General features: G+C 68.4%; 25 protein-coding genes. 15 read left to right on the top strand and 10 right to left on the bottom strand.

Going from position 1 to position 23,146, the window contains the following annotated elements:
* Nucleotides 1-42 precede the first annotated feature (42 nt).
* Nucleotides 43-948, bottom strand: coding sequence for a mycothiol synthase (gene mshD, locus ACWGID_RS37480; protein WP_452204114.1), 906 nt, complete (start codon nt 946-948; stop codon nt 43-45).
* A gap of 144 nt (nt 949-1,092) precedes the next feature.
* Here mshD and ACWGID_RS37475 point away from each other — a divergent pair, with 144 nt between their 5' ends.
* Together ACWGID_RS37475 and ACWGID_RS37470 are read left to right on the top strand one after the other, a co-directional pair.
* Complete coding sequence (locus ACWGID_RS37475) at nt 1,093-2,934, top strand: bifunctional metallophosphatase/5'-nucleotidase (RefSeq protein ID WP_452204113.1); 1,842 nt, start codon at nt 1,093-1,095, stop codon at nt 2,932-2,934.
* Nucleotides 2,935-3,043: 109 nt separating this feature from the next.
* Nucleotides 3,044-3,352 carry a hypothetical protein gene (locus tag ACWGID_RS37470; RefSeq protein WP_452204112.1) on the top strand — a complete coding sequence of 103 codons (309 nt, stop codon included), beginning with the start codon at nt 3,044-3,046 and terminating at the stop codon, nt 3,350-3,352.
* A gap of 4 nt (nt 3,353-3,356) precedes the next feature.
* On the opposite strand, the gene ACWGID_RS37465 is transcribed toward ACWGID_RS37470, so the two are convergent.
* Nucleotides 3,357-4,070 carry a winged helix-turn-helix domain-containing protein gene (locus tag ACWGID_RS37465; protein WP_387765765.1) on the bottom strand — a complete coding sequence of 238 codons (714 nt, stop codon included), beginning with the start codon at nt 4,068-4,070 and terminating at the stop codon, nt 3,357-3,359.
* 162 nt (nt 4,071-4,232) lie between these two features.
* On the opposite strand from ACWGID_RS37465, the gene ACWGID_RS37460 reads away from it, so the two are divergent.
* Nucleotides 4,233-4,472 (top strand): MoaD/ThiS family protein, encoded by a 240-nt coding sequence (locus tag ACWGID_RS37460; RefSeq protein WP_452204111.1) that lies wholly within the window; start codon nt 4,233-4,235, stop codon nt 4,470-4,472.
* Nucleotides 4,473-4,482: 10 nt separating this feature from the next.
* Here ACWGID_RS37460 and arfB read toward each other — a convergent pair whose 3' ends face one another.
* Nucleotides 4,483-4,917 carry an alternative ribosome rescue aminoacyl-tRNA hydrolase ArfB gene (arfB, locus tag ACWGID_RS37455; RefSeq protein ID WP_452204110.1) on the bottom strand — a complete coding sequence of 145 codons (435 nt, stop codon included), beginning with the start codon at nt 4,915-4,917 and terminating at the stop codon, nt 4,483-4,485.
* A gap of 22 nt (nt 4,918-4,939) precedes the next feature.
* Between arfB and ACWGID_RS37450 the strand changes: the two genes are divergently transcribed.
* The 7 genes from ACWGID_RS37450 (at nt 4,940) to ACWGID_RS37420 (ending at nt 10,230) form a co-directional block, all read left to right on the top strand.
* Nucleotides 4,940-5,353 (top strand): HIT family protein, encoded by a 414-nt coding sequence (locus ACWGID_RS37450; protein WP_452204109.1) that lies wholly within the window; start codon nt 4,940-4,942, stop codon nt 5,351-5,353.
* A 45-nt stretch (nt 5,354-5,398) separates the two neighbouring features.
* On the top strand, nt 5,399-5,845 hold the full coding sequence (locus tag ACWGID_RS37445) for a TlpA family protein disulfide reductase (protein WP_452204108.1): 447 nt from the start codon (nt 5,399-5,401) through the stop codon (nt 5,843-5,845).
* Nucleotides 5,846-5,859: 14 nt separating this feature from the next.
* Nucleotides 5,860-6,792 carry an RDD family protein gene (locus ACWGID_RS37440; protein ID WP_452204107.1) on the top strand — a complete coding sequence of 311 codons (933 nt, stop codon included), beginning with the start codon at nt 5,860-5,862 and terminating at the stop codon, nt 6,790-6,792.
* Nucleotides 6,793-7,065: 273 nt separating this feature from the next.
* Nucleotides 7,066-7,524 (top strand): DUF4395 domain-containing protein, encoded by a 459-nt coding sequence (locus ACWGID_RS37435; protein WP_452204106.1) that lies wholly within the window; start codon nt 7,066-7,068, stop codon nt 7,522-7,524.
* A gap of 12 nt (nt 7,525-7,536) precedes the next feature.
* Nucleotides 7,537-8,385, top strand: a complete 849-nt coding sequence (locus ACWGID_RS37430) for a sulfurtransferase (RefSeq protein WP_452204105.1) — start codon at nt 7,537-7,539, stop codon at nt 8,383-8,385.
* 3 nt (nt 8,386-8,388) lie between these two features.
* The gene (locus ACWGID_RS37425) at nt 8,389-8,685 is read left to right on the top strand and encodes a DUF1416 domain-containing protein (protein WP_387765733.1); all 297 of its coding nucleotides are present in this window, start codon (nt 8,389-8,391) and stop codon (nt 8,683-8,685) included.
* A gap of 318 nt (nt 8,686-9,003) precedes the next feature.
* Nucleotides 9,004-10,230, top strand: a complete 1,227-nt coding sequence (locus tag ACWGID_RS37420) for a choice-of-anchor P family protein (RefSeq protein WP_452204104.1) — start codon at nt 9,004-9,006, stop codon at nt 10,228-10,230.
* 119 nt (nt 10,231-10,349) lie between these two features.
* Here ACWGID_RS37420 and dtd read toward each other — a convergent pair whose 3' ends face one another.
* Nucleotides 10,350-10,775, bottom strand: a complete 426-nt coding sequence (gene dtd, locus ACWGID_RS37415; protein ID WP_452204103.1) for a D-aminoacyl-tRNA deacylase — start codon at nt 10,773-10,775, stop codon at nt 10,350-10,352.
* Between the two features lie 92 nt (nt 10,776-10,867).
* Between dtd and ACWGID_RS37410 the strand changes: the two genes are divergently transcribed.
* The gene (locus ACWGID_RS37410; protein WP_452204102.1) at nt 10,868-11,692 is read left to right on the top strand and encodes a 3-keto-5-aminohexanoate cleavage protein; all 825 of its coding nucleotides are present in this window, start codon (nt 10,868-10,870) and stop codon (nt 11,690-11,692) included.
* A gap of 375 nt (nt 11,693-12,067) precedes the next feature.
* On the opposite strand, the gene ACWGID_RS37405 is transcribed toward ACWGID_RS37410, so the two are convergent.
* Nucleotides 12,068-13,144 (bottom strand): molybdopterin-dependent oxidoreductase, encoded by a 1,077-nt coding sequence (locus tag ACWGID_RS37405; RefSeq protein ID WP_452204101.1) that lies wholly within the window; start codon nt 13,142-13,144, stop codon nt 12,068-12,070.
* Nucleotides 13,145-13,353: 209 nt separating this feature from the next.
* Between ACWGID_RS37405 and ACWGID_RS37400 the strand changes: the two genes are divergently transcribed.
* Both ACWGID_RS37400 and ACWGID_RS37395 read left to right on the top strand, forming a co-directional pair.
* On the top strand, nt 13,354-13,911 hold the full coding sequence (locus ACWGID_RS37400; RefSeq protein ID WP_452204100.1) for a hypothetical protein: 558 nt from the start codon (nt 13,354-13,356) through the stop codon (nt 13,909-13,911).
* A 26-nt stretch (nt 13,912-13,937) separates the two neighbouring features.
* Nucleotides 13,938-15,857 (top strand): hypothetical protein, encoded by a 1,920-nt coding sequence (locus ACWGID_RS37395; protein ID WP_452204099.1) that lies wholly within the window; start codon nt 13,938-13,940, stop codon nt 15,855-15,857.
* Between the two features lie 777 nt (nt 15,858-16,634).
* On the opposite strand, the gene ACWGID_RS37390 is transcribed toward ACWGID_RS37395, so the two are convergent.
* Nucleotides 16,635-16,997 (bottom strand): DsrE family protein, encoded by a 363-nt coding sequence (locus ACWGID_RS37390; RefSeq protein WP_452204098.1) that lies wholly within the window; start codon nt 16,995-16,997, stop codon nt 16,635-16,637.
* A gap of 166 nt (nt 16,998-17,163) precedes the next feature.
* Between ACWGID_RS37390 and ACWGID_RS37385 the strand changes: the two genes are divergently transcribed.
* Complete coding sequence (locus ACWGID_RS37385; RefSeq protein ID WP_452204097.1) at nt 17,164-17,658, top strand: FABP family protein; 495 nt, start codon at nt 17,164-17,166, stop codon at nt 17,656-17,658.
* Nucleotides 17,659-17,732: 74 nt separating this feature from the next.
* Here the strand turns inward: ACWGID_RS37385 and ACWGID_RS37380 are convergent, their stop codons facing one another.
* The 4 genes from ACWGID_RS37380 to ACWGID_RS37365 all read right to left on the bottom strand — a co-directional run bounded on the left by ACWGID_RS37380 (nt 17,733) and on the right by ACWGID_RS37365 (nt 21,500).
* Nucleotides 17,733-18,821, bottom strand: a complete 1,089-nt coding sequence (locus ACWGID_RS37380; protein WP_452204096.1) for a CU044_5270 family protein — start codon at nt 18,819-18,821, stop codon at nt 17,733-17,735.
* Nucleotides 18,818-19,378, bottom strand: a complete 561-nt coding sequence (locus ACWGID_RS37375) for an RNA polymerase sigma factor (protein ID WP_452204095.1) — start codon at nt 19,376-19,378, stop codon at nt 18,818-18,820. Before ACWGID_RS37375 ends, ACWGID_RS37380 begins: the two co-directional genes overlap by 4 nt.
* A gap of 195 nt (nt 19,379-19,573) precedes the next feature.
* Nucleotides 19,574-20,251, bottom strand: coding sequence for a response regulator (locus ACWGID_RS37370; RefSeq protein WP_452204094.1), 678 nt, complete (start codon nt 20,249-20,251; stop codon nt 19,574-19,576).
* Nucleotides 20,244-21,500, bottom strand: a complete 1,257-nt coding sequence (locus ACWGID_RS37365) for a sensor histidine kinase (protein ID WP_452204093.1) — start codon at nt 21,498-21,500, stop codon at nt 20,244-20,246. Before ACWGID_RS37365 ends, ACWGID_RS37370 begins: the two co-directional genes overlap by 8 nt.
* 147 nt (nt 21,501-21,647) lie before the next feature.
* Here ACWGID_RS37365 and ACWGID_RS37360 point away from each other — a divergent pair, with 147 nt between their 5' ends.
* Complete coding sequence (locus ACWGID_RS37360; protein ID WP_452204092.1) at nt 21,648-23,027, top strand: cation:dicarboxylate symporter family transporter; 1,380 nt, start codon at nt 21,648-21,650, stop codon at nt 23,025-23,027.
* The last annotated feature ends 119 nt before the right edge of the window (nt 23,028-23,146 follow it).

Below are 23,146 nucleotides of genomic sequence, written 5' to 3'. Positions count from 1 at the left end.
GAGGATTGTCTGCCCGATTCGGGATGGGATCCTCCCCGGCCCTTATGCGGGGGCGTATTGGACGTCGAGGGCTGCGGTTTTGAAGCCTAGGGAGGTGTAGAGGGCGCGGGCTGGAGTGTTGGTGCCGTCTACGTAGAGGGTGATCGCGTCGAGGTTGCGGTCGGTTTGTAGGTGGTGGAGGCCTTGGAGGGTTAGGGCCTTGCCCAGGCCTAGGCCCTGGTGGGCGGGGGAGACGCCTACTACGTAGACCTCGCCTTCGCCGTCTTCGACCTTGGTCCAGTGGAAGCCGGCTACGGCGCCGCTGGAGTCGACGGCGAGGAAGAAGCCGTTCGGGTCGAACCAGGGCTGCTGTAGGCGTTCGGTCAGGTCGGCGGCGGTCCAGCTGCCCTGCTCGGGGTGGTCGGCGAACGCGGCCGCGTTGACCGCCAGCCAGGCGGCGTCGTCCTGGCCGGGGACAAACGTGCGTACGGCGATCCCGTCGGGCCACACCGGTTCCGGGAGGTCAGCCCTGGTACGGCGGAGGAAGTAGAGCTCCCGTGAGACCTCGAGGCCCAGGCGCTGGGCGAGTTCGTCGGAGCCGGGGAGACGTCCGTGGGCCCAGACGCGAGTCCGGGCGCCGCCGTGGTCGAGGAGCATGCGGAGGAGCGCCGTACCGTAGCCCTGGCGGCGGGAGGCGGGGGCGACGACGAGTTCGGCGGAGCCGTCGGGGGAGAGGGCGCCGTACCCGACGAGGTTGCGGGCGCTCTGCAGGCCGGTGACCTCGATGGTGCCCGGATCGCCTTCGTAGGCGAGGACGTGGACGTCGCCGGGGTGTTCGCCGTCGAGGTGCAGCAGGGTGCGTTCGGAGAGGGGATGGACGCCGTCGCTGTGCGCGGCGGCGCGGGTGAGTTCCGTGACGGCGGCGGCGGTGGCCGAGGGCAACGGTGAGGGAACGGCTTCGAGGGTCACCTGAATACCGTAAAAGGTCCGGTTCAGTTCATGCTCAGGTCCTGGCGGGGACACGTCGCCTTGGGTAGCTTTCCCGTCACCGCGGAGGATTTCGCGGGGCCGCGCGATCCGCGGTGACCGAGACGACGACGGAGAAGACAACACATGGCCCTGACAGGACGAGACAAAACACGGCTGGGGGGACGGCGCGCTGTCGGTCTGCTCGCCGCCGGGACGGCCGTGGCGCTCGCCTTCGCCGCGGGGGGATCCGTGAGCCAGGCCGGCGCAGCGACGCAGTCGGGTACTGCGACGCAGGCCGGTGGCGCGACCCAGATCACCGCTGTGCAGGCGAAGAAGCCGAAGCCGACCCATACCCAGATCCAACTGCTCGCGATCAACGACTTCCACGGCAACCTGGACCCGGCGACCGGTTCGAGCGGCAACGTGAACGGCATCCCGGCCGGCGGTGCGGCGTACCTGGCGACGCATCTGAAGGACCTCCGGGCGGCCGCGAAGGCGAAGGGGCAGGACTCGGTGACGGTCGCCGCCGGTGACCTGATCGGTGCTTCGCCGCTGCTGTCGGCCGCGTTCCACGACGAGCCGACGATCGAAGCGCTGAACGGGATGGGACTCGAGGCTGCGTCGGTGGGCAACCACGAGTTCGACGAAGGCTGGCACGAGTTGCTCCGGATGCAGACCGGCGGCTGCCTGCCGGACGGCGACGGGCAGAACAACCAGAACTCCTGCCCCGACCCGAAACACCCGTTCACGGGCGCGAAGTTCGAGTACCTCTCGGCGAACGTGTTCTTCACCAACACCCAGAAGACGCTGTTCGCGCCGTACACGATCAAGACTTTCGCGGACGGTCAGAAGGTCGGCTTCATCGGCATGACGCTGGAGAACACGCCGAACATCGTCACCAAGTCCGGCGTCGAGGGGCTGACGTTCAAGGACGAGGTCGAGACCGCCAACGCGCTGGTCCCGGAGCTGAAGAAGAAAGGTGTGAAGTCGATCGTCGTGCTGCTGCACGAGGGTGGCTTCCCGGCCGACCCGAAGGCGTACAACAGCTGCCCGGGGATCTCCGGCCCGATCGTGGACATCAACGCCGGGCTGGACCCGGAGATCGACGCGATCATCTCCGGCCACACCCACCAGGCGTACAACTGCTCGCTGCCGGACAAGGCCGGCAAGCCGCGGCTGGTGACCAGCGCGTCGTCGTTCGGCCGGCTCGTGACCGACGTCCGGCTGAGTGTCGACAACGCGACCGGTGACGTCGACCGGGTGAACACGCTGGCGAACAACCAGATCGTCACCCAGGACGTCGTGCAGGACCGCAAGACGGCGGAGCTGATCGCGAAGTACAAGGAACTGGTCGCCCCGATCGCGAACAAGGTGATCGGCCACATCACGACACCGTCGGTGGTCCGGACGAACGACGACTCGCTCGAGTCGCCGCTGGGCAACCTGATCGCGGACGCACAGCTCGCGGATCCGTCGGTGGTGACGGGCGGCAAGACCCCGGTGGCGGCGTTCATGAACCCGGGCGGCATCCGCGCGGACCTGGCGTCGACGAACGGCGAGGTCAGTTTCGGGCAGGCTTTCACCGTGCAGCCGTTCAACAACTTCCTGGTCTCGATGGACATGACCGGCACGCAGATCAAGGCCCTGCTGGAGCAGCAGTTCTCCGGCGTCAACGGTCCCGAGGCCGCGAAGTACAAGGTGCTCCAGGTCGCGGGCATCACCTACACCTGGAACCCGGCGGCCGCGGCGGGCTCGAAGATCGTGGCCGGCTCGATCAAGATCGGCGGCCAGCCGCTGGTGGACGCTACGTCGTACCGCATCGTCACGAACAACTTCCTGTCCGACGGTGGTGACGGGTTCCCGGCCTTCACCACGGCGACCGCCAAGTACTTCGGTGGGCTCGACATCGACGCCTTCGCGAAGTACCTGACCGCGCACGACCCTTACACCCCGGTCGCAACGGACCGGATCTCGATCGGTTCCTGAGCACGACCGATCAGCCGGTACGTCGTCCTCGCGGGCGGCGTACCGGCATTTTCGTTCCCACCGAGGGGGCTGGTACCTTGCGTACTCAGCTACTTACGGAAGGTGAGCGATGTCGCACGTTGCTCCGACCTCGCATCGACGGCCCGCCCGGGCGTCGCACCGGGGTCACCGCAGTAGTGACGGATCGGTCCAGATCACCAGCTGGCTCGGGCTGACGTTCGCCTACCTCGTCGGATGGGTGCTGACCTGGCAGTCGCATGTCGGCGTGCACGCCGCCGGCGTGACGCTGCTGGTGATGCTCGTGCCGATCACGATCGGGACGTTCGTCGCCGGGTTCAAGCAAGGCCTCGGCTCCTGGAAGGCCGCGCTGACCACGGCTGTGGCGCTCGCGTTCACCCTGCTGAAGTTCTTCTTCTAAAGACTTAGGACTTGGATTCCGCCGGCTCACGCGTCGTCGGCTGCGGCGGGACGACGAAGCGGTAGCCGACGTTGCGGACGGTCCCGATCAGCGACTCGTGCTCGGGGCCGAGCTTCGCGCGCAGGCGCCGTACGTGCACGTCGACCGTCCGGGTGCCGCCGAAGTAGTCGTAGCCCCACACCTCCTGCAGCAGCTGCTCCCGGGTGAAGACCCGCCCCGGGTGCTGCGCGAGGAACTTGAAGAGCTCGAACTCCTTGTACGTCAGGTCCAGCGCCCGGCCGTTGAGCTTCGCCGTGTACGACGCCTCGTCGATGATCACGTCACCACTGCGGATCAGCGTCGACTCGGGCTCGTCGTTGCGGGTCGCGGCGAGCCGGCCGATCACCAGTCGCAGCCGGGCCTCGATCTCGGCCGGTCCGGCGGTGTCGAGCAGTACGTCGTCCGCGCCCCAGTCGGCGTTGACGGCAGTCAGACCGCCCTCGGTGACGACCAGCAGCAGCGGTACGTCGATGCCGGTGGTGCGGATCAGCCGGGAGGCGCTGCGAACGGCGACCAGGTCACGACGGGCGTCCAGCAGGACAGCGTCGGCGTCCGGTGCGTCGACCAGCGCGGCGACCTCGGCGGGCAGGATCCGGATCTGGTGCGGGAGTAGGGCGAGCGACGGCAGGACCTCGGTGGAAGCCTGCAATGCGTTCGTCAGCAGAAGCAGCGTGCTCACGCCATCTCCTCGTGCTGATCATCGGATCCACAGGCGGCGATCCGGTCCTCGTGCACGTCAGGCCCCGACGGCGTCATTGCCGGGGGCCTGGGACACACTTGGTCGTAACAGCAAGCTGACATAATAGCGGAAGACTTAACCGATTAGTGAGGCGCCGACCAGATGCCGGAAGTGACCATCAGGTACTTCGCTGCCGCGCGTTCGGCCGCCGGAGAGTCGTCCGCGACCGCTGAGGCGGCCTCGATCCGCGACCTGGTGACGACCGTCTCCAGCGACCGGCCGGAACTGGCGCGAGTGCTGTCGATCTGCACGTTCCTGCTCGACGGCCAGCGCGCCGAGCCGAACACACCGCTGACCCAGGGCGCTCTCGTGGACGCCCTCCCGCCCTTCGCCGGCGGCTGACCACTCAGCCCTAATCGGACGGGCGACCGCGGAGGCGCTTCGTCTCGCCGCGGCGCTTCTTGTCGTCCAGTCGGCGCCGGACCGAGCCTTTGCTCGGCTTCGTTGGGCGGCGCTTCCGTGGTGGCGGTGCGATCGCCTCACGCAGCAGAGTCGCCAGCCGCTCCCGCGCTGCCTCCCGGTTCCGCCACTGCGACTTGTACTCCGACGCCGCGATCGTCACCACCCCATCGACCATCCGCGACTGCAGTCGTTCCAGCGCCCGAGTCTTCAGTACGTCGCTCAACGCCGACGTACCCGCGACGTCGAAGCTGAGCTCGACGCGGCTGTCCGTGGTGTTCACCGACTGCCCGCCCGGTCCGCTCGACCGCGAGAACCGCCACGCCAGTTCGGCCTCGGGGATCACCACACCCGAACGTACGGTCAGTCCGCTCTCCACAGGACCCATTAGACCGGAGGAGAATCGTGGGATGGATGCCTGCGTCTTCTGCGGCCTCATCTCAGCCGATGCCGCTCGCTGGATCGCGAAGGAGGACGCGGCCGTCGCGTTCCTCCCGCTGCCCGGCGAGGAGATCTCCCCGGGCCACACGCTGGTGGTCCCGCGGCGCCATACCAAGTCGGGCGTTCTGGACGCGCCGCCTGGCGACCTGGCGCGGGTGATGGACCTGGCGCAGCGCATCGCCCAGCGGATGGTCGAGCGCCTCGGCGCGACCGGTGTCTGCGTACTGAACGCCAGCGGGCCGGACTCCGGTCGCAGCGTCGACCACCTCCACGTTCACGTGGTCCCGCGGTACCCGGGCGACGGTGACGACTGCCTGCCCTGGCCGACCGGGCGATCCCGGCACCGTCTCGCCGCTGACCCATTGGAGCTTCTCAGCACGTGAAACCGACGGTTGAATCCTGAACAGAGCGTCGTACCGTTGGTAGCTGTGAGTCTCGGACTGTGGGTGCTGGTCGGGGCAGTTGCCGCCGGCGTGGCGCTCAGTGGGCTCAAGGCATGGATCGACGGGCGGTTTCGCGGGAAGAGCGAGGACGACGTGGAGCGGGTGACGGCCGCTGAGCTGGGCGGGGAGCTGGGCGAGCGAGCGACGCTGCTGCAGTTCTCGTCGGCGTTCTGCGCGCCCTGCCGGGCCACCCGGCGGACTCTGGCCGAGGTCGAGGGCATGGTCGACGGCGTGCGCCACGTCGAGCTGGACGCCGAGTCGCACCTCGAGCTCGTCCGGCGCCTCGACATCCTCCGTACGCCGACCACGTTGGTGCTCGACAGCGCCGGAGCGGTCGTGAAGCGCGCCAGCGGTGCGCCCCGGAAGCCGGACGTGATCGCCGCGCTGGCCGTCGCCATCGAGCAGCAGAATGGCGAAAGAGCCGGGGCGTAGGCAAGACTCTCCGCGTGACCTCTCCAGCCGGTTGGTACGACGATCCCCAGGACCCCAAGCAGCAGCGGTACTGGGACGGCAGCACCTGGACCGATCAGCGCCGCGCGCAGCAGGGCCCAGCGCCATACCAGGGCCAGTTCGGTCAGGCGGCGCAGCACGGCCAGGTGTACGGCGCCGGCGGCCCTGGACCCTCGCAGCAAGATCAACCGGTCCCGCAGCCGCGGTACGGGCAGTACGCGCCCGGCTACCAACCACCGGCGCCCGGCCAGCCACAGTCACCCGCCCCGCAGCCGTACGGGCAACAGCAGTACGGCCAGCCGCAGTACGGGCAGCCCCAATACGGCCAGCAGTACGGCGGTCATCCGCAGCAGCAAGGTGGTTACGGCTACCCGGGCCAGAAGGTCTACGCGACTCCGGACGGGCAGCCGCTGTCCGGCTGGTGGCGCCGCGTGTGGGCGCACCTCATCGACTCGATCATCATCTGGATCGTCGGCCTGCCGCTCACCGGCTACTTCTACTGGCAGGAGGGCAAGATCCTCCAGGGCTTCCTGACCGACGTGTTCGACGCGGCCGCCGCCGGCACCCCGCAGACGAACACGTCGCTGCCGCCCGAGGTCTACAAGTGGATCATCCCGGCGACGCTCCTGAGCGCGGCGGTCGGCTTCATCTACGAGTACCTGTTCCTGACCAAGAAGGGCGCGACGCCGGGCAAGATGGCGCTCGGCATCGGGGTCCGACTGCGCGATGTGCCTGGTAATCCTCCGGGCTCGGCCGTCGCCAAGCGGTACGGGTTCGAGATCGGGCTCAGCCTGCTCAGCGCGGTCCCGCTGGTCGGGACGCTGTTCAGCTTCCTGGTGCTGCTCGACTACCTCTGGCCGCTCTGGGACGACAAGAAGCAGGCGCTGCACGACAAGGTCGCGAAGACCAACGTGGTGCGCACCCGATAAAGTCCGCAATGTGATCAGTTGTCTCATCTGATGGGACCACGGCGAGCTGGCCTGCCGGGGTTCCGTAGGCTCGATGCGTGGTTTACACGACATGGCTGACGAAGCGCAGGGCAGTGGACAACTGCCGGGTGCGCTCATCGCTGTGTCGTCGCCGCTGACCAGGCGGCGTCCCGAGCGCTGCGGAACCGGTCGCTGAGCACGGTTCCGCGTACGTCGCCTCCCCGCACACCCGGGCGGGATCCGGCTCGACACCCTCCTTTTCCGGGAGTCGTCATGTCCGAACCACAGGCGGCACAGAAGGTCGATCCGCGCGGACTCCGGTTCGCTGCCGGACTGACCACGCTCGTCCTGGCGCTGACGCTCGTCCTGAACAACCCCTGGCCGCTCGCGGTGCAAGCCGTGGTGTTCGCGGTCTCGGTCGCGTTCGGGGTGGGCGCGTCGCCGTACGGGCTGCTGTTCAAGCGGCTGGTCCGGCCTCGGCTGGGCCCGCCGAACGAGCTGGAGGACGCGGCCCCGCCGCGGTTCGCCCAGCTGGTCGGCCTTGTCTTCGCGGTGTTCGGTCTGGTCGGGTACCTGACCGGTTTCACCGTGCTGGGAGTGGTCGCCACCGGATTCGCCCTGGTCGCCGCGTTCGTGAACGCGGCCGTGGGGCTCTGCCTCGGTTGCGAGGCCTATCTGCTGATCCACCGCATCCGTACGCCATCGCGTGACACAACGCCAGCTACCAACTGAGAGGCAGCACACATGAGCAGGGAATCCGCGCTCGTCTCGGCCGACTGGGTCGAGGAGCACAAGAACGACGCTGACGTCGTCCTGATCGAGGTCGACGAAGACGTCTCGGCGTACGACGCCGGCCACATCGCCGGTGCGATCAAGCTGGACTGGAAGGACGACCTGCAGGACGCGGTCCGTCGCGACTTCGTCAACCAGGAGCAGTTCAGCGCGCTGCTGTCCGAGCGTGGCGTGAAGAACGACGACACGGTCGTGCTGTACGGCGGCAACAACAACTGGTTCGCGTCGTACGCGTACTGGTACTTCAAGCTGTACGGACACAGTGACGTCCGGCTGCTCGACGGCGGCCGCAAGCGCTGGGAGCTGGACAGCCGCGAGCTCACCGACGAGGTTGTGAAGCGCGAGGCCACCGAGTACGCGGCGAAGGCCCCGAACCTGGACATCCGCGCCTTCCGCGACGAGGTCAACGACGCCATCGGCGTGAAGAACCTGGTCGACGTGCGCAGCCCTGACGAGTACGCCGGCCGGCTGCTCGCCCCGGCGCACCTCCCGCAGGAGCAGGCGCAGCGTGCGGGTCACATCCCGACCGCGGCGAACATCCCGTGGAGCAAGGCGGCCAACGACGACGGCACCTTCCGCGCCGACGACGAGCTCAAGCAGCTGTACGCCGACGCCGGCGTCGACTTCGGCAAGGACACCATCGCGTACTGCCGGATCGGCGAGCGCTCGGCGCACACCTGGTTCGTGCTGCACGAGATCCTCGGCCAGGAGAACGTGAAGAACTACGACGGATCCTGGACCGAGTGGGGTTCGCTGGTCGGCGTACCCGTTGCCCTCGGCGACGAGCCCGGAAAGGCGTGACACATGTGCGGAGCTAAGCAGGGCGGCCTCGACCTCAAGGGCGTCGACGTCGACAAGGAGGCCGTGATCCAGGGCCAGGTGCTGCGCGGCGAGGAGCCGGTCGGCGGCGCGTACGTGCGGCTGCTGGACGCCACTGGTGAGTTCACGGCCGAGGTGCCGACCTCGGCGACCGGGCACTTCCGGTTCTTCGCGGCGCCGGGCAGCTGGACGCTGCGGACGCTGGCCCCGAAGGCGCAGCCGGTCGACCGGCAGGTCGTCGCGCAGTACGGCGAGGTCGCGGAAGTGGCCGTCACCGTCTGAGAAGTCGTTCGTTACTGAAGGTGCCACCACCACCCGAGGTGGCCCACCCTGAAGTAAGCACCGAGGGGCCCGGACCTTGCGCGTCCGGGCCCTTCGGCATGCCTGGGGACGGCCCGGATTCGCTTACATAGCAGAGATTTGCCTCGGTCATCGCATCCGGGTTAAGGGGCGCTGGGCAAGTTTCTCGGTGGTACGGGCGGCAATATAACGGTTTGATCTCGGAGCGGGGTCACCTCGTCACCTAACGCAGTCGGCTGAGTTGTGTCTGTGTCCTGACCCGCACTTCGGGTCACGTCATCACTCAGGGAGGAGGGGTCAATGCGACCCCGCATCGGATACAAGAAGCTCGCCGCCGTCGGTGTTGCTGCGGTTGTCGGCGTTGCTTCTACGATCGCGCTGACCTCGGGTTCGGCGTCCGCCTCGCCGGTTTTCGGATACAGCGGTTACTCGTACGGGACCGACGTCGAATCCGGTCTGGCGAACAGCGGCCCGCAGGTCATCAGCAAGTTCGGTTGCACCACGGACGCCACCAAGGCTGACAAGAACGACCTTGCCGCGGCGAACGTGAACAACCAGGCGATCGCGCGCACGGTGAAGACCGACACGCACGGCTTCAACGACAAGAGCGGGACGGGCGTCATCAGCACCGCGACGGCCGCCGACGTCAAGGTCGGCAACCTGCTCACGCTGACCGGCGTGAAGACCACCACCACGTCGAAGTACTCGAACGGGCAGCTGTCCTACAGCGGTAGCACCTCGTTCGCGGGCGTGAAGATCGGCGCAATCACGGTGCCGTCGCTGCTGAACCCCAAGCCGAACACCAAGGTCGCCGTTCCGGGCCTCGGCTACATCGTGCTGAACCGTGTCGGCGGCGTGAAGACCGCTTCCGGCATCTACTCGTACGCCCAGGCGGTCGTCCTGCACGCGACGGTGAAGAACCAGTTCATCCCGCAGGGCGTCGACGTCGCGGTCCTGAAGACCCGCGCGGAGATCTCGAAGCCGGCCACCGCGCTGGTGATCGGTTCCGCGTACGGCACCCAGGCCACCGCCGACAAGCTGGCCGTGTCCGGCCCGACGTCCCTTCAGACCACCTGCCAGGGCACTGAGGGCAAGACGGTCAAGGTTGCCGTCGGCGAGCTGAACATCCCGAAGGTTGCCTACGTCGGTGGCGTCTACACCACCAAGAACGGCGCCATCGGCGAGGACAAGTCCTACATCAACTTCACCTCGCACGTCGCGGGCGTGAAGGTGGGCACGCTGTCCATCGGCGCCGTCGAGTCCTCGGCGTCGGCGTGGAAGACCAAGGACGGCAAGGCCGGCGTGAGCTCGTCCTCGAGCATCGCCTCCATCAAGGTCGGCAACAAGACCTACCCGGTCGCCGTCGGCGAGAACAAGACCCTGGACATCCCGGGTGTCGCCAAGCTGACCTTCAACCAGGTCGTGCGGCAGAAGCGCTACATCGAGGTCAACGCCCTGGTCGTCGACGTCTACAGCCTGAACACCAAGGTTGTCGTCGGTCACTCGGCCGCCGGCGTCGTCAGCTGATCTCAGCAGACACGCTCTGAGTCGAACCTCACCGACCCAGAACTCCCGGCCCCCGGATCCCGCACGGATCCGGGGGCCGGTTGTTCGTTTCCCGGTTGTCGTTTCTCAGTGTTCGTTTCTCAGGCGTCCAGGATGAGGGTGACCGGGCCGTCGTTGACCAGCGAGACCGCCATGTCGGCGCCGAAGCGGCCATGTTCGACCTTGGCGCCGAGAGTCTCGAGGCTGGTGCAGAACGCGTCGTAGAGCGGTTCCGAGACCGGCCCGGGGGCCGCCGCACTCCACGAGGGGCGGCGGCCCTTGCGCGTGTCGGCGTACAGGGTGAACTGGCTGATCGCGAGGATCGGGGCCTGTTCGTCGGCGGCGGAGCGTTCGTCGTGCAGGATGCGCAGGGTCCAGATCTTGGCGGCGAGCGCGGCGGCCTTCTCGGGGGTGTCGTCGTGGGTGACACCGAGGAGGACCAATAGTCCGGGCGCATCGATCGCTCCGACCACCTCGCCGTCCACGGTGACCGATGCCTGACTGACTCGCTGTACGACGGCTCTCATGAGGACATCCTCCCTCGCGGGAGATCGTCCGGTGATCGGACCCTGCGACCGGCAAATATCCGTTTCGAAGTGCGATCTGGCAGGATTCGTCCATGGCGTCGACTCTGATCACTGTTGCTCCCACCGGTGCCGAGACCGCGAAGGCGGACTGCCCGGCGTTGCCGACCACGCTCGACGAGTTGGTCGGGACCGCGAAGCGCTGCGAGGCCGCGGGGGCCGCGATGATCCACCTCCACATCCGCGACGGCGAGCACCGGCCGACGCTCGACCTCGGTCGGCTGACCGAGGCCGTCGCCGCGATCCGCGAGAACGCCGCGTTGATCGTCCAGCTCTCCACGGGCGGCGCCGTCACCGACCCGTACGAGAACCGGCTGCGCGTGCTGGACGCCGTACCCGACTCCTGCTCGCTGACCATGGGCACGGTCAACTTCGGCGACGACGTGTTCATGAACCCGTGGCCGTTCGTCACGCAGCTCTTCCAGCTCACCCAGGAGCGCGAGGTCGTTCCGGAGTTCGAGCTGTTCGACCTCGGTCATGTCGCCGCGCTGCACCGGCTGCTGGACAAGTACGGCCTGCCGTACGGCGGTCGCGTGCACTGCGACCTGGTGATGGGCGTCCCCGGCGGCATGCCCGGTACGGCGGACGCGCTTGTTGCCGCCGTCAACGCCCTCCCCGACGCGGTCACGTCGTGGTCCGCCACCGGCATCGGCCGTACGGCGCTGACGGTCGCGCTGGCCGCCCTGTCCAAGGGCGGCAATCTCCGAGTCGGCATGGAGGACACGCTGACGCTCGCGAAGGGTCAGCCGGTCACTCACAACGCGGAGCTCGTCGAACGCGCCGCAACCCTCGCGACGCTGGCCCAGCGTCCGCCGATGTCCCCGGACGAGGCCCGCGACCTGCTGAACGTGAAGCGCTGATCACTCCGACAACGATGATTGTTGCCTCCAGCAAGAGCCAGTCGCGGAGGTAGTCGCGGGGAAGGATCGTCGGGTTGGCTCCGGTTCCCTGCCGTAGCAATAACGGCAGGGCGATCAGGGTGGTGATGCCGACGTACAGCACGGTGGTGCGCAGTGCGCCGACCGTCCGGTGGCGGCCGGGGCCGGTCGACCAACGGGTGACCAGCCAGCCGACGGCGAGGGTCAGTGGGATCAGGAGGGAGTCGTCGGCGATCACGGCGCCGGCCAACCAGATCGGCAGCCTGGCGAGAGCCCCGAGGTCGAGGGCATGGATCAGGCTCCACAGACCCCAGAGTCCGGTCGCAACACCTATGACAGCCAGTCCGATCCGCAGCCTCATGCGATGACCTCCAGCCGGTGAACCCACTTGGTCTGGAGGACGCCGGGCCGGTTCGGAGCGATGATCCGCGCTGGGAACCCGTGGTCGAGCGCGAGCTCACCGCCGTTCAACCTGAGCGCCAGGAGGGTGAGCGGATCGGCCGCGAACTCTGCCGGCAACTCGCTGGTCGCGTAGAACCCGCCCTTCTCCATCGACACCACGCGGACCCGGGACGTCGGTGGGGCGCCGCAGAGTTCGAGGAGATCCCGGATCGGCACGCCTTCCCAGCGCGCTCCTTGACTCCATCCCTCGACGCAGGCGATCGGTAGGTCGGAGCGCCTCTGCGGCAACGCTCGGAGTTCGTCGAGCGTGTAGGACAGGTGCCGCGGTCCGATGATGGTGAACCGCCAGTCCGGGGCGATGCCGGTGACGCCGGCGGCTTTCGCCGTACGGTTCACCGGCAGGCCTTGAGGGCCGACGTTCGGTTTGCGGGGCGCGAGAACTGCGACTGGACCGAGGGCTGGTGCGGACTGGCCGACCGACGTGATGCCTACGAGAGTCGCGGCGCCCGCGACGGTTCGGAACAGGCCGCGGCGGGTCAGTCCGGTGATTGCCGGTGGCAGCGATTCCGGTGCGAGTTCCGGCGTACGGCGCCAGTGGGTGCGGATCAGGGGCAGTTTGACGGCGAGGTGCACCAGGAGTGCGCCGACGATGATCCATGCGAGGGCGTAGTGGGTCTGGCGGAAAGGGAACGGCCAGGGGTACCACTGCAGGGTGTTGAGGAAGCCGATGAACAGTTCGAGCGCCAGGGTCGAGACAAGGACGAGGATCGAACCGCGCTCAAGGAGGGATGCCACAGCCTTGCGGCTGGTCTTGAACAGTTTCGGGTAGACCGTCCACAACTTTGCCAGCAGCAACGGGACTGCCACGGTCCCGCTCAGGACGTGCAGGCCCTGAGTGACGCGGTACAGGTTGGCCGGACGGCTCGGCAGGTGGAGCCACGTGGGGGTGTCCTGCTGGAAGTGGCTGTACAGCCCGGTCAGGAAGCAGACCGCCACCGCGATCCCGAGCCAGCGGCCGATCACCGTCGCCACCCGCGGATGGTGCAGGGGCGAGGGGAACGACCTCTCCGTCGGCTTCATGTTTCCACTACAACTCAGCAGGAGCAGCGTGTACGGCGTTCCGCGGTTACTGCTCGCGAACGGCGTCCGAGAATCCGTTATCCACAGGCGCGCAGTGATCGGCGGTTGGTGGTACCGATCCGGGCATACTCTGGGCCAACACGTGAGAGGAGTGTGGCGGAGTGAAGACGCAGGAGCGGTCGTCCGAGGACGACGAGCGCGCGATGGCGGATCTGGCCGAGGTCGTCGACTGGCGATCGATCTGGGGGCCGCCGGCCACCGGCATGGACGCGATCCGTGCCCTGGTCAATCGCGTCACCGCCGCCACCGGCTGGCGTCCCTGGGCGCCAGGCAACATCGACCCCGATCGTTACACCTGGGGCCTTGTCACACCGCGCGAAACGGTGATGCTCGTGCTGCCCGACGCCGTCCTGCCGGAGAGTCCCCGCAGCGGCTGGTCGGCGTACGACATCGCTGCTGACGAGCTGTCACTGGCCGAGGACGGCCTGGACGACCACTGGCCGGAGCAGCTCGAGCTCGCCCGCCAATACTGGGGGCCGCCGGTCTTCGTCGGCCCGGGGGACGATCTCCGCATCCCGCTCGAGTGGCGCGGTCGCCGGCGGCATCTGGCCGTGTGGCTCAAGCCGGGAGCCGAGTTCCATCTGTTCGCGTCTCAGCCGGGACCGGAGGACACCACAGCCGGCTTCGCCTACTCCGTCTACGCCAGCGAGGTGGCCTGATGACAGAGGTACATGCTGAAGACCTGATGGACGAGCTCCAACGCTCGATACAGCAGGTGCTCAGAGTCTTGAGGCAGGCCGAGCGGATCGCCGGGCGCAAGTTCAGCACCGGGCAGTTGCGCCGCGCCGGCATCGAGGAAGCCCTGAATCGCCACCGCAACAGGCCCCTTCAGCAAGGACAGACCGACCCCCGCGCGGGCACCCAGACCATCGAGCGTCAGGTTGCGGAAGCCGAGCGGCGGGCCGCATCTCTCGAGGCTGAGGCAGCGAACCTGCGCGGCCAGCGCGACGACCTCCGGCGCGAGCAGCAGGCCAACGAGACGGAGCGCGCGCAGGATCAGCGGGACGGGGACGCGAACGCCCTCAACGACGTCGACGGGGACCACATCCCCGACGACTACGAGCGCCGCGTCGAGGGCGAGAACCAGGCCGCAGCCGACGACCGGGCCAGGGACGACGCCGAGGCCGATGCCGAGACGGACCAGGCGATCGACGACCGCGCGGCGGACCGGGACCGCGACGACGCGGATCGGAAGCGCGACGAGGACCAGAGGCGCGCCCAGGAGTCCCGTGACGGGATAGACCCCGCGACCGCGGCGACCGCCGCCGGCGCCGTGGCTGCGGCCGACGAGCTCGACGACCGGCTGGAAGAAGACCAGCTCGCCAACGACCTCCAGGACCAGCAGGACCAGCAGGAGCAGCAGGATCTCGAGCAGGACCAGGACCCGGCGACGCAGCCCGAGAACTTGGAGCAGGCTGAGGCCGCGCAGGACCAGCAGGATCCGGAGGTGGCCGAGCAGTCCGCGCTAGACCCGGAAGCCCAGCGCCAGCAAGAGGACCTGCAGCAGGAGCAGCAAGAGCAACAGGACCAGCAGGAGCCCGGGCAGGATCAGGATCCGGCGACGCAGCCCGAGAACTTGGAGCAGGCCGAGGCTGCCCAGGACCAGCAGGATGCGGAGGTGGCTGAGCAGGCCGCGCTGGACCCGGAAGCCCAGCGCCAGCAGCAGGAGCAACAAGAGCAGCAGGAGCCCGGGCAGGATCAGGACCCGGCAACCCAGCCCCAGAACCTGGAGCAGGCCGAGGCCGAGCAGGGCCAGCCGGACAACGCGCAGCAGACCGACCTGACCCAAGAGCCGCAAGCCCCAGCTCAAGATGAGCAGGCCGACCTCGCGCAGGACCAGCAGACCGACGTCACGCAAGGCCAGGACCGCGACCAGGCGCACGAGCAGGATGTGCCTGCGCAGGACCCGCGCACCGACCTGGCCCAGGACGAGCAGGCGCAGGCTGATCTGGCGGAGCAGCAGGACCTTGGATCAGACACTGCGCGGCAAACCGACCTGGCCCAGGGCGAGCAGGCGCCGGCGCAGGACGTCCAGACCCAGGACGGCCAGACGCAGCAGGTAGACACCGCTCAGCAGGTCGACTCGGCTCAGCAGGTTGACACGACGCAGCAGGCGGACACGGCTCAGCAGGCGGATACGTCGCAGCAGGTGGACACGGCCGAGCAGGGGACGCAGGGCGGTGAGCAGGCTCCGAGCCAGGTCGGACAGCAGCAACAGCAACCGCAGATGTCTGTGCCGGACGCGCAGCAAGCCAGCAGCAAGGTCAACAACGCAGTCGAGTCGCAGGCGGACCTTGGTGGCGAAGGCCCGGGCGACCAGCAGAGCGGTCAGGGAAACCAGGAACAGCAGGAGCCGCCCCAGCCCGCCGAGGAACCGCTGCTCGACCAGTACCGCCAGAGCGGCAAGGGGACGACCGGCCCGGGCCAGCAGATCCCGCAAGGCGAGCGGGACACGCTGGAGAACTCGACCAGCGGAGTCGCTCATGCCTCCGGTGCAACCCGCGAAAGCGGCGTTGCGACCAACGGCGAGCGCCCCGACCACATGCGCGGCGACCGCTCCCGCGACGACCGCGGCCGAGGCAACGACGGCGGCCGCGAACGCTGACCAACAACGCGCCACCCGGCGATCTCGCGAACCAACAACGCCCACCCGGCGAGCTCGCTAACCATCACCGCTGACACCCAGCCCGGCGGTCACGGCCTCCGCCCGTGACCACCGCGTCTATAACCCCAGCCCACCAACACGGCGCCCGGGGGAACTCGCAGGTCACCGAAACTGCGCTGCCCGGCGCCAGCAGCCGCGGTCATCCTCCGCGCCCGGCGCTGTCCGCGAACGCGGACCACCACACCGACGACCCGGCAACGCCCGCCCGGCAAGGCCCGCCCGGCAACGCCCGCCCGGCAACGCTGCGGGGTTAGCGACACCTTGCCCAGCGGCGCTTGCCGGGCACCGAACATGCCCGTTGGTGTAGGCGCCCAGCGCCGTCATCCGTGCGTGCTGTCGCCTGTGGCGGGCCAACAGCACCAGTCGGCCCGGGGGTCCGGATGGGCGGTTCGCAGGGCTCGTTTCGTCGGTCGTTCGGCAACCGGGCTGTGTTTCGCAGGTGCTCGTCGCCGAGTCGTGGCGATTGGCGGCTCCAGCGACCGTCGAGTCGTGGCTCGCGGCTGTTGAACCGCGACCGCCCTCCACGAGTCGGCGAATCAGCGTTCCGGGGTCCGCTGAGGGCGGGCTGTCCGGCGACGGTGCCGGCCGATGACGGAGCAGTGGTGTGCGGTGGTGTGCGGTGGTGGTGCGCGCGGAGACCGCAGGTGGGAAGAGCGGCGGTGGGTGGTCGTACGCGGGAGTGCGGCTGGTGTGGCGCCGCGTGGGGTGTGGCTGGGGTTAGTAGACGATTGCCTGCACGCCGTCGGTGAGGATTTCTTCGGTGAAGGCGGGGGCGCCGGCGATTCGGGTGTGGGGGATGAGGTCGGGCTCGGTGAGGTTGCGGCGTTTGGCGCACTGGGTGCAGACGGTGAGTTGGCCGCCTTCGAGGACCGCCGCGAGCAGGTCGGCGAGTGGCGCGGCGTGCGGGAGGTCGAAGGCCTCGGCCCGACCGGGTACGGCGAACCAGACGGCCTCGCCCGTGAGCCAGAGGGAGACCGTCGCGCCGGCGGCGACCGCGGAGGCGGCGACTGTGAAGGCCTGGTTGGCGCGCTCGGGTTCGTCGGCGCCTGCGGTCAGTTTGATCACCAGCGTGCGGGACATCACGCCACGGTAGCCGAACGTCGACGTACCCATCCTCTAGACTGACGGACGTGCTGCACGTCGTCTTCACCTCGCTGCTGATCCTGGTCTGTGTGTTCATGGGCTGGTTCTCGGCATTTGTCGTCTACCGGCTGTACCGCGGCCGCAACGCGAGCTGAGTGATCCGATGGCGTTCGAGATCCCGCAGGACCTGCATCCCGACCTGGTGCCGCTCGCTTGGCTGCTCGGTCGCTGGGAGGGCCGCGGGCACGGCGACTACCCGACCATCGAGAAGTTCGAGTTCGGTCAGCAGATCGACTTCACCCACAACGGGAAGCCGTACCTGCATTACGTGAGCCAGACGTTCGTCGTCGGCGAGGACGGGACCAAGCAGCGCCCGCTGGCCGTCGAGACCGGCTTCTGGCGCCCGCAGCCCGACAACAAGGTCGAGGTTATCCTCGCCCACCCGACCGGCATCGCCGAGATCTGGTACGGCGACATCGACGGCGCGAAGATCGAACTGCAGACCGACGTGGTCGCGCGCACCGTCACCGCGAAGGAAGTCACCGCCGGTCACCGCCTCTACGGCCTCGTCAACGGCGAGCTCCTGTGGGCGTACGACATGGCCGCCGAAGGTCAGGCCCTCCAGCCCCACCTTTGGGCAACCCTCGTCCGCTCGTAGCCTCGTCCAGAGAGCTCGGTTCAGCAGGAGCCCAGGCCAGAGTGCTCGCCTGCGCTCCTGCTCTCGTCCTGTCCTCAGATCTTGGGGTGGTTCGGAGTGATGCGTGTCGCGAGTGAGGTCCAGCTGACGACATCGCCGCTCTTGTACGACATCGGGTCTCCGTCCCCATTGAGCGGTGCCGTCACCGTAGCGACCTCGCGCAGACCGATGAACTGGCCGGTCTTCGAGTCGATGATCAGCTCCTTACGGAGCCCCCACAGCTCCACCAGACCGATCGCCCGGCCGGCCTTCCCGTCCAGATTGACCGCGTCGGGGAGGAGCTGGATGCCCTGGATGCCGCGCAGTGCCTTGTACAGCGTGGCCCGCTGCTCCGACGTCGCGAATCCGGACACCAGGATGCTCCCGGCGCGCTCGAACGCCCTGTAGTCGCCCTGTGCCGGAGCATCACCCAGACCCGGCCAGCCGTGGTCGTTCTTCCGCAGCGCCGCGAGCAGAGCGGCCGGGTCCCGGGGCAGGCCCGCGACGAAGGAGGCCGACGGGCTCAGCCAGCTGCCCTTGCAGCTGTTCGCCGTACCCTTCTGCTGCAGCAGAATGCCACCGCCGGTCAGGACGGCGCAGGCTTCCGCGGTCTTGATCTTCTGCGGCTTGACGTTCAGCGGATCGGTCTTGCGCCAGAGCTGCTCGGCAGCCTTGCTGGAGAACTCCTGCTCGGCGCCGAGCACCGAGATCGCGGCGAACGGCGGCGACTGGGTGGACGGAACCCACCAGTCGCTGACCGAGAGGCGAGTGCCGTGGTACGCATTGCGCGGACCGAAGTTCCATCCTTCCAGGCTCCGCTGGGTGACCTGCCGGTACTGGCCGGCCGGGATCGGCGCGTCCGGGGCACCGGCCGACTGGTCGGCGGCGGTCGCCAGGAACGTGCCGGCGTCGGCCGCCGCGCCGGGCGCCACCGTCCCGCCGGTCTTGGTGACGACGTCGTTGACGAGGAAGCCGACGGCCAGCGTTCCGGCGAGGGCGCCGACGAGCACCATCCGGCGGCGTCCGGCGGGGCGGCGTTCGGCGGATCGCGGGGTCAGCGCCCGCTGACGAGCCTTGGCGAGTGCCAGCGGGGTGGCCGGCGGTACGTCGTCATTGAGGCGCTTGAGCGTATCGATCTCGTTCATGACCGGTTCTCCTGGAAGTCGGAGCCGAGCGCGGCGCGCAGGACTCGACGGGCACGGTGCAGGCGGGACGCGACCGTCCCGGCGGGGATTTTCAGGGCAGCGGCGATTTCGGGATAGCTGAGGTCTTCCCACGCGTAGAGCAGGAGGACGTCCCGGTCGGTCTGCCGGAGGCCGGCAAGTACACCGGCTAATGCGCGGGAGGTCGTCTCCGCGTCGACCCGGTCGACAACCTCGGCGGACAGGGTGTCCGCGTCGGCAGACGCTGCGCCCGGGTCGGAGCGCGAGTAGGCCCGGTACTGACGGATCTCGTCACGCCGTCGTCGGCGGATCAGATTGGTCGCGATGCCGTACAGCCACGGCAGCGCACCGGACGATTCCCCACGGAAGCGGTCTCGGCGCTCGAACGCGATGAGGAAGGTCTGACCGACGAGGTCGTCGGCCTCGCCGGTACCGAGCCGGCGAGCGATGTACCGATGGATGGCAGGGGCGTGCAGGTCGAACAACAGCGCGAAGTCGTCTGGCGTCTGAAAGCTCGTGGACCCCGGGTTCGTGTCCACGGACCGAGTCGTGACATCAGACCCAGTGGTTGCCGACGCTGGTATCGGAGCCGGTATTGGGGCTGGTATCGGGGGCGGGCCATGGATCTCAGGTATGCGTTCGCGACCGAGCGACGCTGTCCGCGGTTGGTTCATACCTGCTGTTGCCCGATCTCTTGGTCGCACTTCTCCGACGCTGGAGTGTCGGACAATGCGCTAGCTCTCCGCGACCCAGGAGTATTCGACTTTGGGCCGTCCGCTGCGCCCGTCGTAGCGCTGCGTCCGGAGCGCCTGCCCCTGGTCGGCCAGGTGCTCGAGGTAGCGGCGGGCAGTGATCCGCGAGGTACCCAACGACGCGGCGACCTCCTCGGCCGTCCAGCCCTCGCGATCGGCCAGCAACTGCACCACGCGATCCAGCACCGACCCGACCAGCCCCTTGGGCACCGACGAGACGGTTGCTGGATGCAACAGCCGGTCGACCTCGTCCTGGTCCGCGACGACCTGACCCGCGTCGCCGGCCCGGCGCTGACGGGCGTACGCCGACAGTCGGTCCCGCAACGTCTCGAACGCGAACGGCTTCAGCACGTACTGCACGACCCCGATCCGCGCCGCCGCCTGGACCGCCGCGACCTCGCGCGCCGACGTCACCGCGACCACATCGGTTTGGTTGCCGAGAGCACGCATCCGCCGGACGACGTCCAGCCCGTGCCCGTCCGGCAGGTGCATATCGAGCAGGACCACGTCGACGTCGCCACGGGCCAGCACCTGCAGCGCCCGGCCCGCGGTCCCGGCCACTCCGACACACGTGAACCCACCGAGCCGTTCGACGTACGTGCGATGGGCCTCGGCGGCGACGGGATCGTCCTCGACGACAAGGACGCGGAGGTCAGGCACTCGCACTCACCGCCCGCGGCAGCCGCACCCGCACGGTCAGCGCCGGTACTTCGTCCAGTTCGGAATCCGGATCAACCATCAGCGAACCCTGCCATCGCTCCACCGTGCTCCGCACCAGCACGAGCCCCAATCCGTGCCCGGGCTCGGCCTTAGTCGTCCACCCGCGCTCGAACATGTGCGCCAACTCCACCGACCCCAGTTCGACGCCGGTGTTCGTCACGATCAGATCCACCGCGTCCGCAGTCGTCGCCGCCCGGAGCTCCACCTTCCGCGGTGCCGGCCCACCCCGCGCGGCCTCGATCGCGTTGTCCAGCAGGTTCCCGACGACGGTCACGACGTCCTGCGCCGGCAGTCGCGTGCTCAGCGCCTCGTGCCCGAGATCGAGCGTCAGTACGACGCCCCGCTCCTGCGCCTGCGCCAGTTTCGCGAGCAGCAGCGACGCGAGCACCGGATCGCCGACCGTACCGACGACCCGATCCGTCATCGCCTGCGCGAACTGCAACTCCGACACCGCGAACTCCCGGGCCCGTTCCGGCCGGCCGATCTCGATCAGACTGACGACTGTGTGCAGCCGATTCGAGGCCTCATGATTCTGTGCCTGCAGCGATTCCGCCAAACTCCGTACGGCGTCCAACTCGCCGAGCAACCGTTGCAGCTGCGTGTGGTCCCGCAGTGTGACGATCCGCCCGCGCCTGGACGGCTGCTGGTTCACGACCACCACCCCCTGCGCTCCGAGTAGAAGTTCGTCGTACGCCGTCCGGCCGGTGACCAGGAGTTCTGCCAGGGGAGCGCTGAGGTGCAGTTCCTCCAGCGGAGTTCCGGGCGTGACCTCGCGCAGTCCGAGCAAGGTGAGTGCTTCGTCGTTCGCGAGCTGCACGCGGCCGTCGAGGTCGAGCAGGATCAGCCCTTCGCGCGCGGCGTGCAGCACGCCCTCGTAGAAGTCGAGCATGCGGGCCAGCGACTGCGTGCCCATCCCGCGCGTCGCGCGGCGTACCCGCCAGGTGACGAGCGCGTTTCCGGCGATCGCGATCCCGAGCATCAGGCTCGCGATGCCGAGCATCGACCGCAGGTCGAGCCGGACCAGCTCCCACCAGGTCGGCGCGGCCAGTCCGGACACCGTCGCGTCCCGCAGCGCCTGCGCGCGGGACCGGCTCACCATAGTGATCCAGACCATCGCGATGAGTACTGTGACCGTGACGGTCTGCCACCACAGGACCTGGCGACGCAGCTCCCACGGCCGATGTTTCATGCCGAACAGTTTGCACCGCGAACGATATGAACGAAACGCGCGCTTCTCCTGTGCGTCACGTCACAGTTACTCACCAGGTACTCATGAGGGTGCTCACGACGTACCCGACCCCCACCCCTCCGCCAGGCCGATACAGGGAGTCCCACCATGTCGAGCCCGACCGAACCCCGCCCGACTCCGGTCCGCAACGACCGGACCCATTTCCTCTACATCGCCGTCATCGTCGCCGTCCTGCTCGGTATCGGTGTCGGTTTCCTGTTCCCCGACTTCGCGGTCGAGCTGAAACCGCTCGGCACCGGCTTCGTGAACCTGATCAAGATGCTGATCAGCCCGATCATCTTCTGCACCCTGGTGCTCGGCATCGGCTCCGTCCGGCAGGCCGCCAGCGTCGGCAAGGTCGGCGGCCTCGCGCTCGTCTACTTCCTGGTGATGTCGACGGTCGCGCTCGCCATCGGTCTCGTGGTCGGCAACATCGTGCAGCCGGGCTCGGGCCTGAACCTGACCGACAAGCTCCGGGAGACCGGCCAGAAGCAGGCGGCCGGCGCGCACACGAGTACGACGGACTTCATCCTCGGCATCATCCCGAAGTCCCTGCTGTCCTCGCTGACCGAGGGCGAAGTACTGCAGACCGTGCTGGTCGCGCTGCTCGTCGGCTTCGCGCTGCAGGCGATGGGCTCCAAGGGCCAGCCGATCCTGACCGGCATCGGCCACATCCAGCGGCTGGTGTTCAAGATCCTGTCGATGATCATGTGGACCGCGCCGATCGGTGCGTTCGGTGCCATCGGGGCCGTCGTCGGTGCGACCGGCTGGGACGCGCTGGTGAGCCTCGGCAAGATCATGCTCGCCTTCTACATCACGTGTCTGCTGTTCGTGATCGTTGTCCTGGGCACCATTCTGCGAGTGGTCACCGGGCTGTCGATCTTCCAGCTGTTGCGGTACCTCGGCCGGGAGTTCCTGCTGATCGTGTCCAGCTCGTCGTCGGAGACCGCCCTGCCCCGACTGATCGGCAAGATGGAACACCTCGGCGTCGACCGGTCCGTGGTCGGTATCACCGTCCCGACCGGCTACTCCTTCAACCTCGACGGTACGGCGATCTACCTGACGATGGCGTCGCTGTTCATCGCGGAGGCGATGGACCAGCCGTTCTCGATCGGTCAGCAGATCTCCCTGCTGCTGTTCATGATCGTCGCGTCGAAGGGTGCTGCCGGTGTCACCGGAGCCGGTCTGGCCACGCTGGCCGGCGGCCTCCAGTCGCACCGCCCGGACCTGGTCGACGGCGTCGGTCTGATCGTCGGGATCGACCGGTTCATGTCCGAGGCCCGCGCGCTGACGAACTTCGCCGGCAACGCGGTCGCGACGGTGCTGGTCGGCCACTGGGTCGGCGAGTTCGACAAGGAGCAGGCCCGTCAGGTGTTCGCCGGTAACGACCCGTTCGACGAGGTCGCGTTCGCTGCCGGTGACGCGCACGGTGGTGACGTGCCGGCCCCCGAGCCGGTCGCGGTCGAGGCCCGCTCCACCGACGCCTAGTCCACCTTCCCCCTCCCCACCGGGGGCGGCCCCGCCCCCGCCCCCCGCCGCGCCGGCGCCCCCCACGACGGTGTCGATCTCGGCCGGCGTCAGCGAGAAGCCCTCGCCGGTCCCGCCCG

The sequence above is a fragment of the Kribbella sp. NPDC054772 genome (assembly GCF_053611945.1).
The sequence above is the reverse complement of the archived record's forward strand: the minus strand, read 5'-3'. Positions and strand labels throughout refer to the sequence as shown.

Bases quoted from the DNA above. Each gene is read 5' to 3' on its own strand.
- ACWGID_RS37380 (WP_452204096.1), bottom strand. From the start codon at position 18,821: ATGAACGAGATCGATACGCTCAAGCGCCTCAATGACGACGTACCGCCG.
- ACWGID_RS37410 (WP_452204102.1), top strand. From the start codon at position 10,868: ATGGCGTCGACTCTGATCACTGTTGCTCCCACCGGTGCCGAGACCGCG.
- ACWGID_RS37420 (WP_452204104.1), top strand. From the start codon at position 9,004: ATGCGACCCCGCATCGGATACAAGAAGCTCGCCGCCGTCGGTGTTGCT.
- ACWGID_RS37475 (WP_452204113.1), top strand. From the start codon at position 1,093: ATGGCCCTGACAGGACGAGACAAAACACGGCTGGGGGGACGGCGCGCT.
- ACWGID_RS37450 (WP_452204109.1), top strand. From the start codon at position 4,940: ATGGATGCCTGCGTCTTCTGCGGCCTCATCTCAGCCGATGCCGCTCGC.
- dtd (WP_452204103.1), bottom strand. From the start codon at position 10,775: ATGAGAGCCGTCGTACAGCGAGTCAGTCAGGCATCGGTCACCGTGGAC.
- ACWGID_RS37425 (WP_387765733.1), top strand. From the start codon at position 8,389: ATGTGCGGAGCTAAGCAGGGCGGCCTCGACCTCAAGGGCGTCGACGTC.
- ACWGID_RS37360 (WP_452204092.1), top strand. From the start codon at position 21,648: ATGTCGAGCCCGACCGAACCCCGCCCGACTCCGGTCCGCAACGACCGG.
- ACWGID_RS37435 (WP_452204106.1), top strand. From the start codon at position 7,066: ATGTCCGAACCACAGGCGGCACAGAAGGTCGATCCGCGCGGACTCCGG.
- arfB (WP_452204110.1), bottom strand. From the start codon at position 4,917: ATGGGTCCTGTGGAGAGCGGACTGACCGTACGTTCGGGTGTGGTGATC.
- ACWGID_RS37460 (WP_452204111.1), top strand. From the start codon at position 4,233: ATGCCGGAAGTGACCATCAGGTACTTCGCTGCCGCGCGTTCGGCCGCC.
- ACWGID_RS37365 (WP_452204093.1), bottom strand. From the start codon at position 21,500: ATGAAACATCGGCCGTGGGAGCTGCGTCGCCAGGTCCTGTGGTGGCAG.
- ACWGID_RS37470 (WP_452204112.1), top strand. From the start codon at position 3,044: ATGTCGCACGTTGCTCCGACCTCGCATCGACGGCCCGCCCGGGCGTCG.
- ACWGID_RS37385 (WP_452204097.1), top strand. From the start codon at position 17,164: ATGGCGTTCGAGATCCCGCAGGACCTGCATCCCGACCTGGTGCCGCTC.
- ACWGID_RS37390 (WP_452204098.1), bottom strand. From the start codon at position 16,997: ATGTCCCGCACGCTGGTGATCAAACTGACCGCAGGCGCCGACGAACCC.
- ACWGID_RS37395 (WP_452204099.1), top strand. From the start codon at position 13,938: ATGGACGAGCTCCAACGCTCGATACAGCAGGTGCTCAGAGTCTTGAGG.
- ACWGID_RS37430 (WP_452204105.1), top strand. From the start codon at position 7,537: ATGAGCAGGGAATCCGCGCTCGTCTCGGCCGACTGGGTCGAGGAGCAC.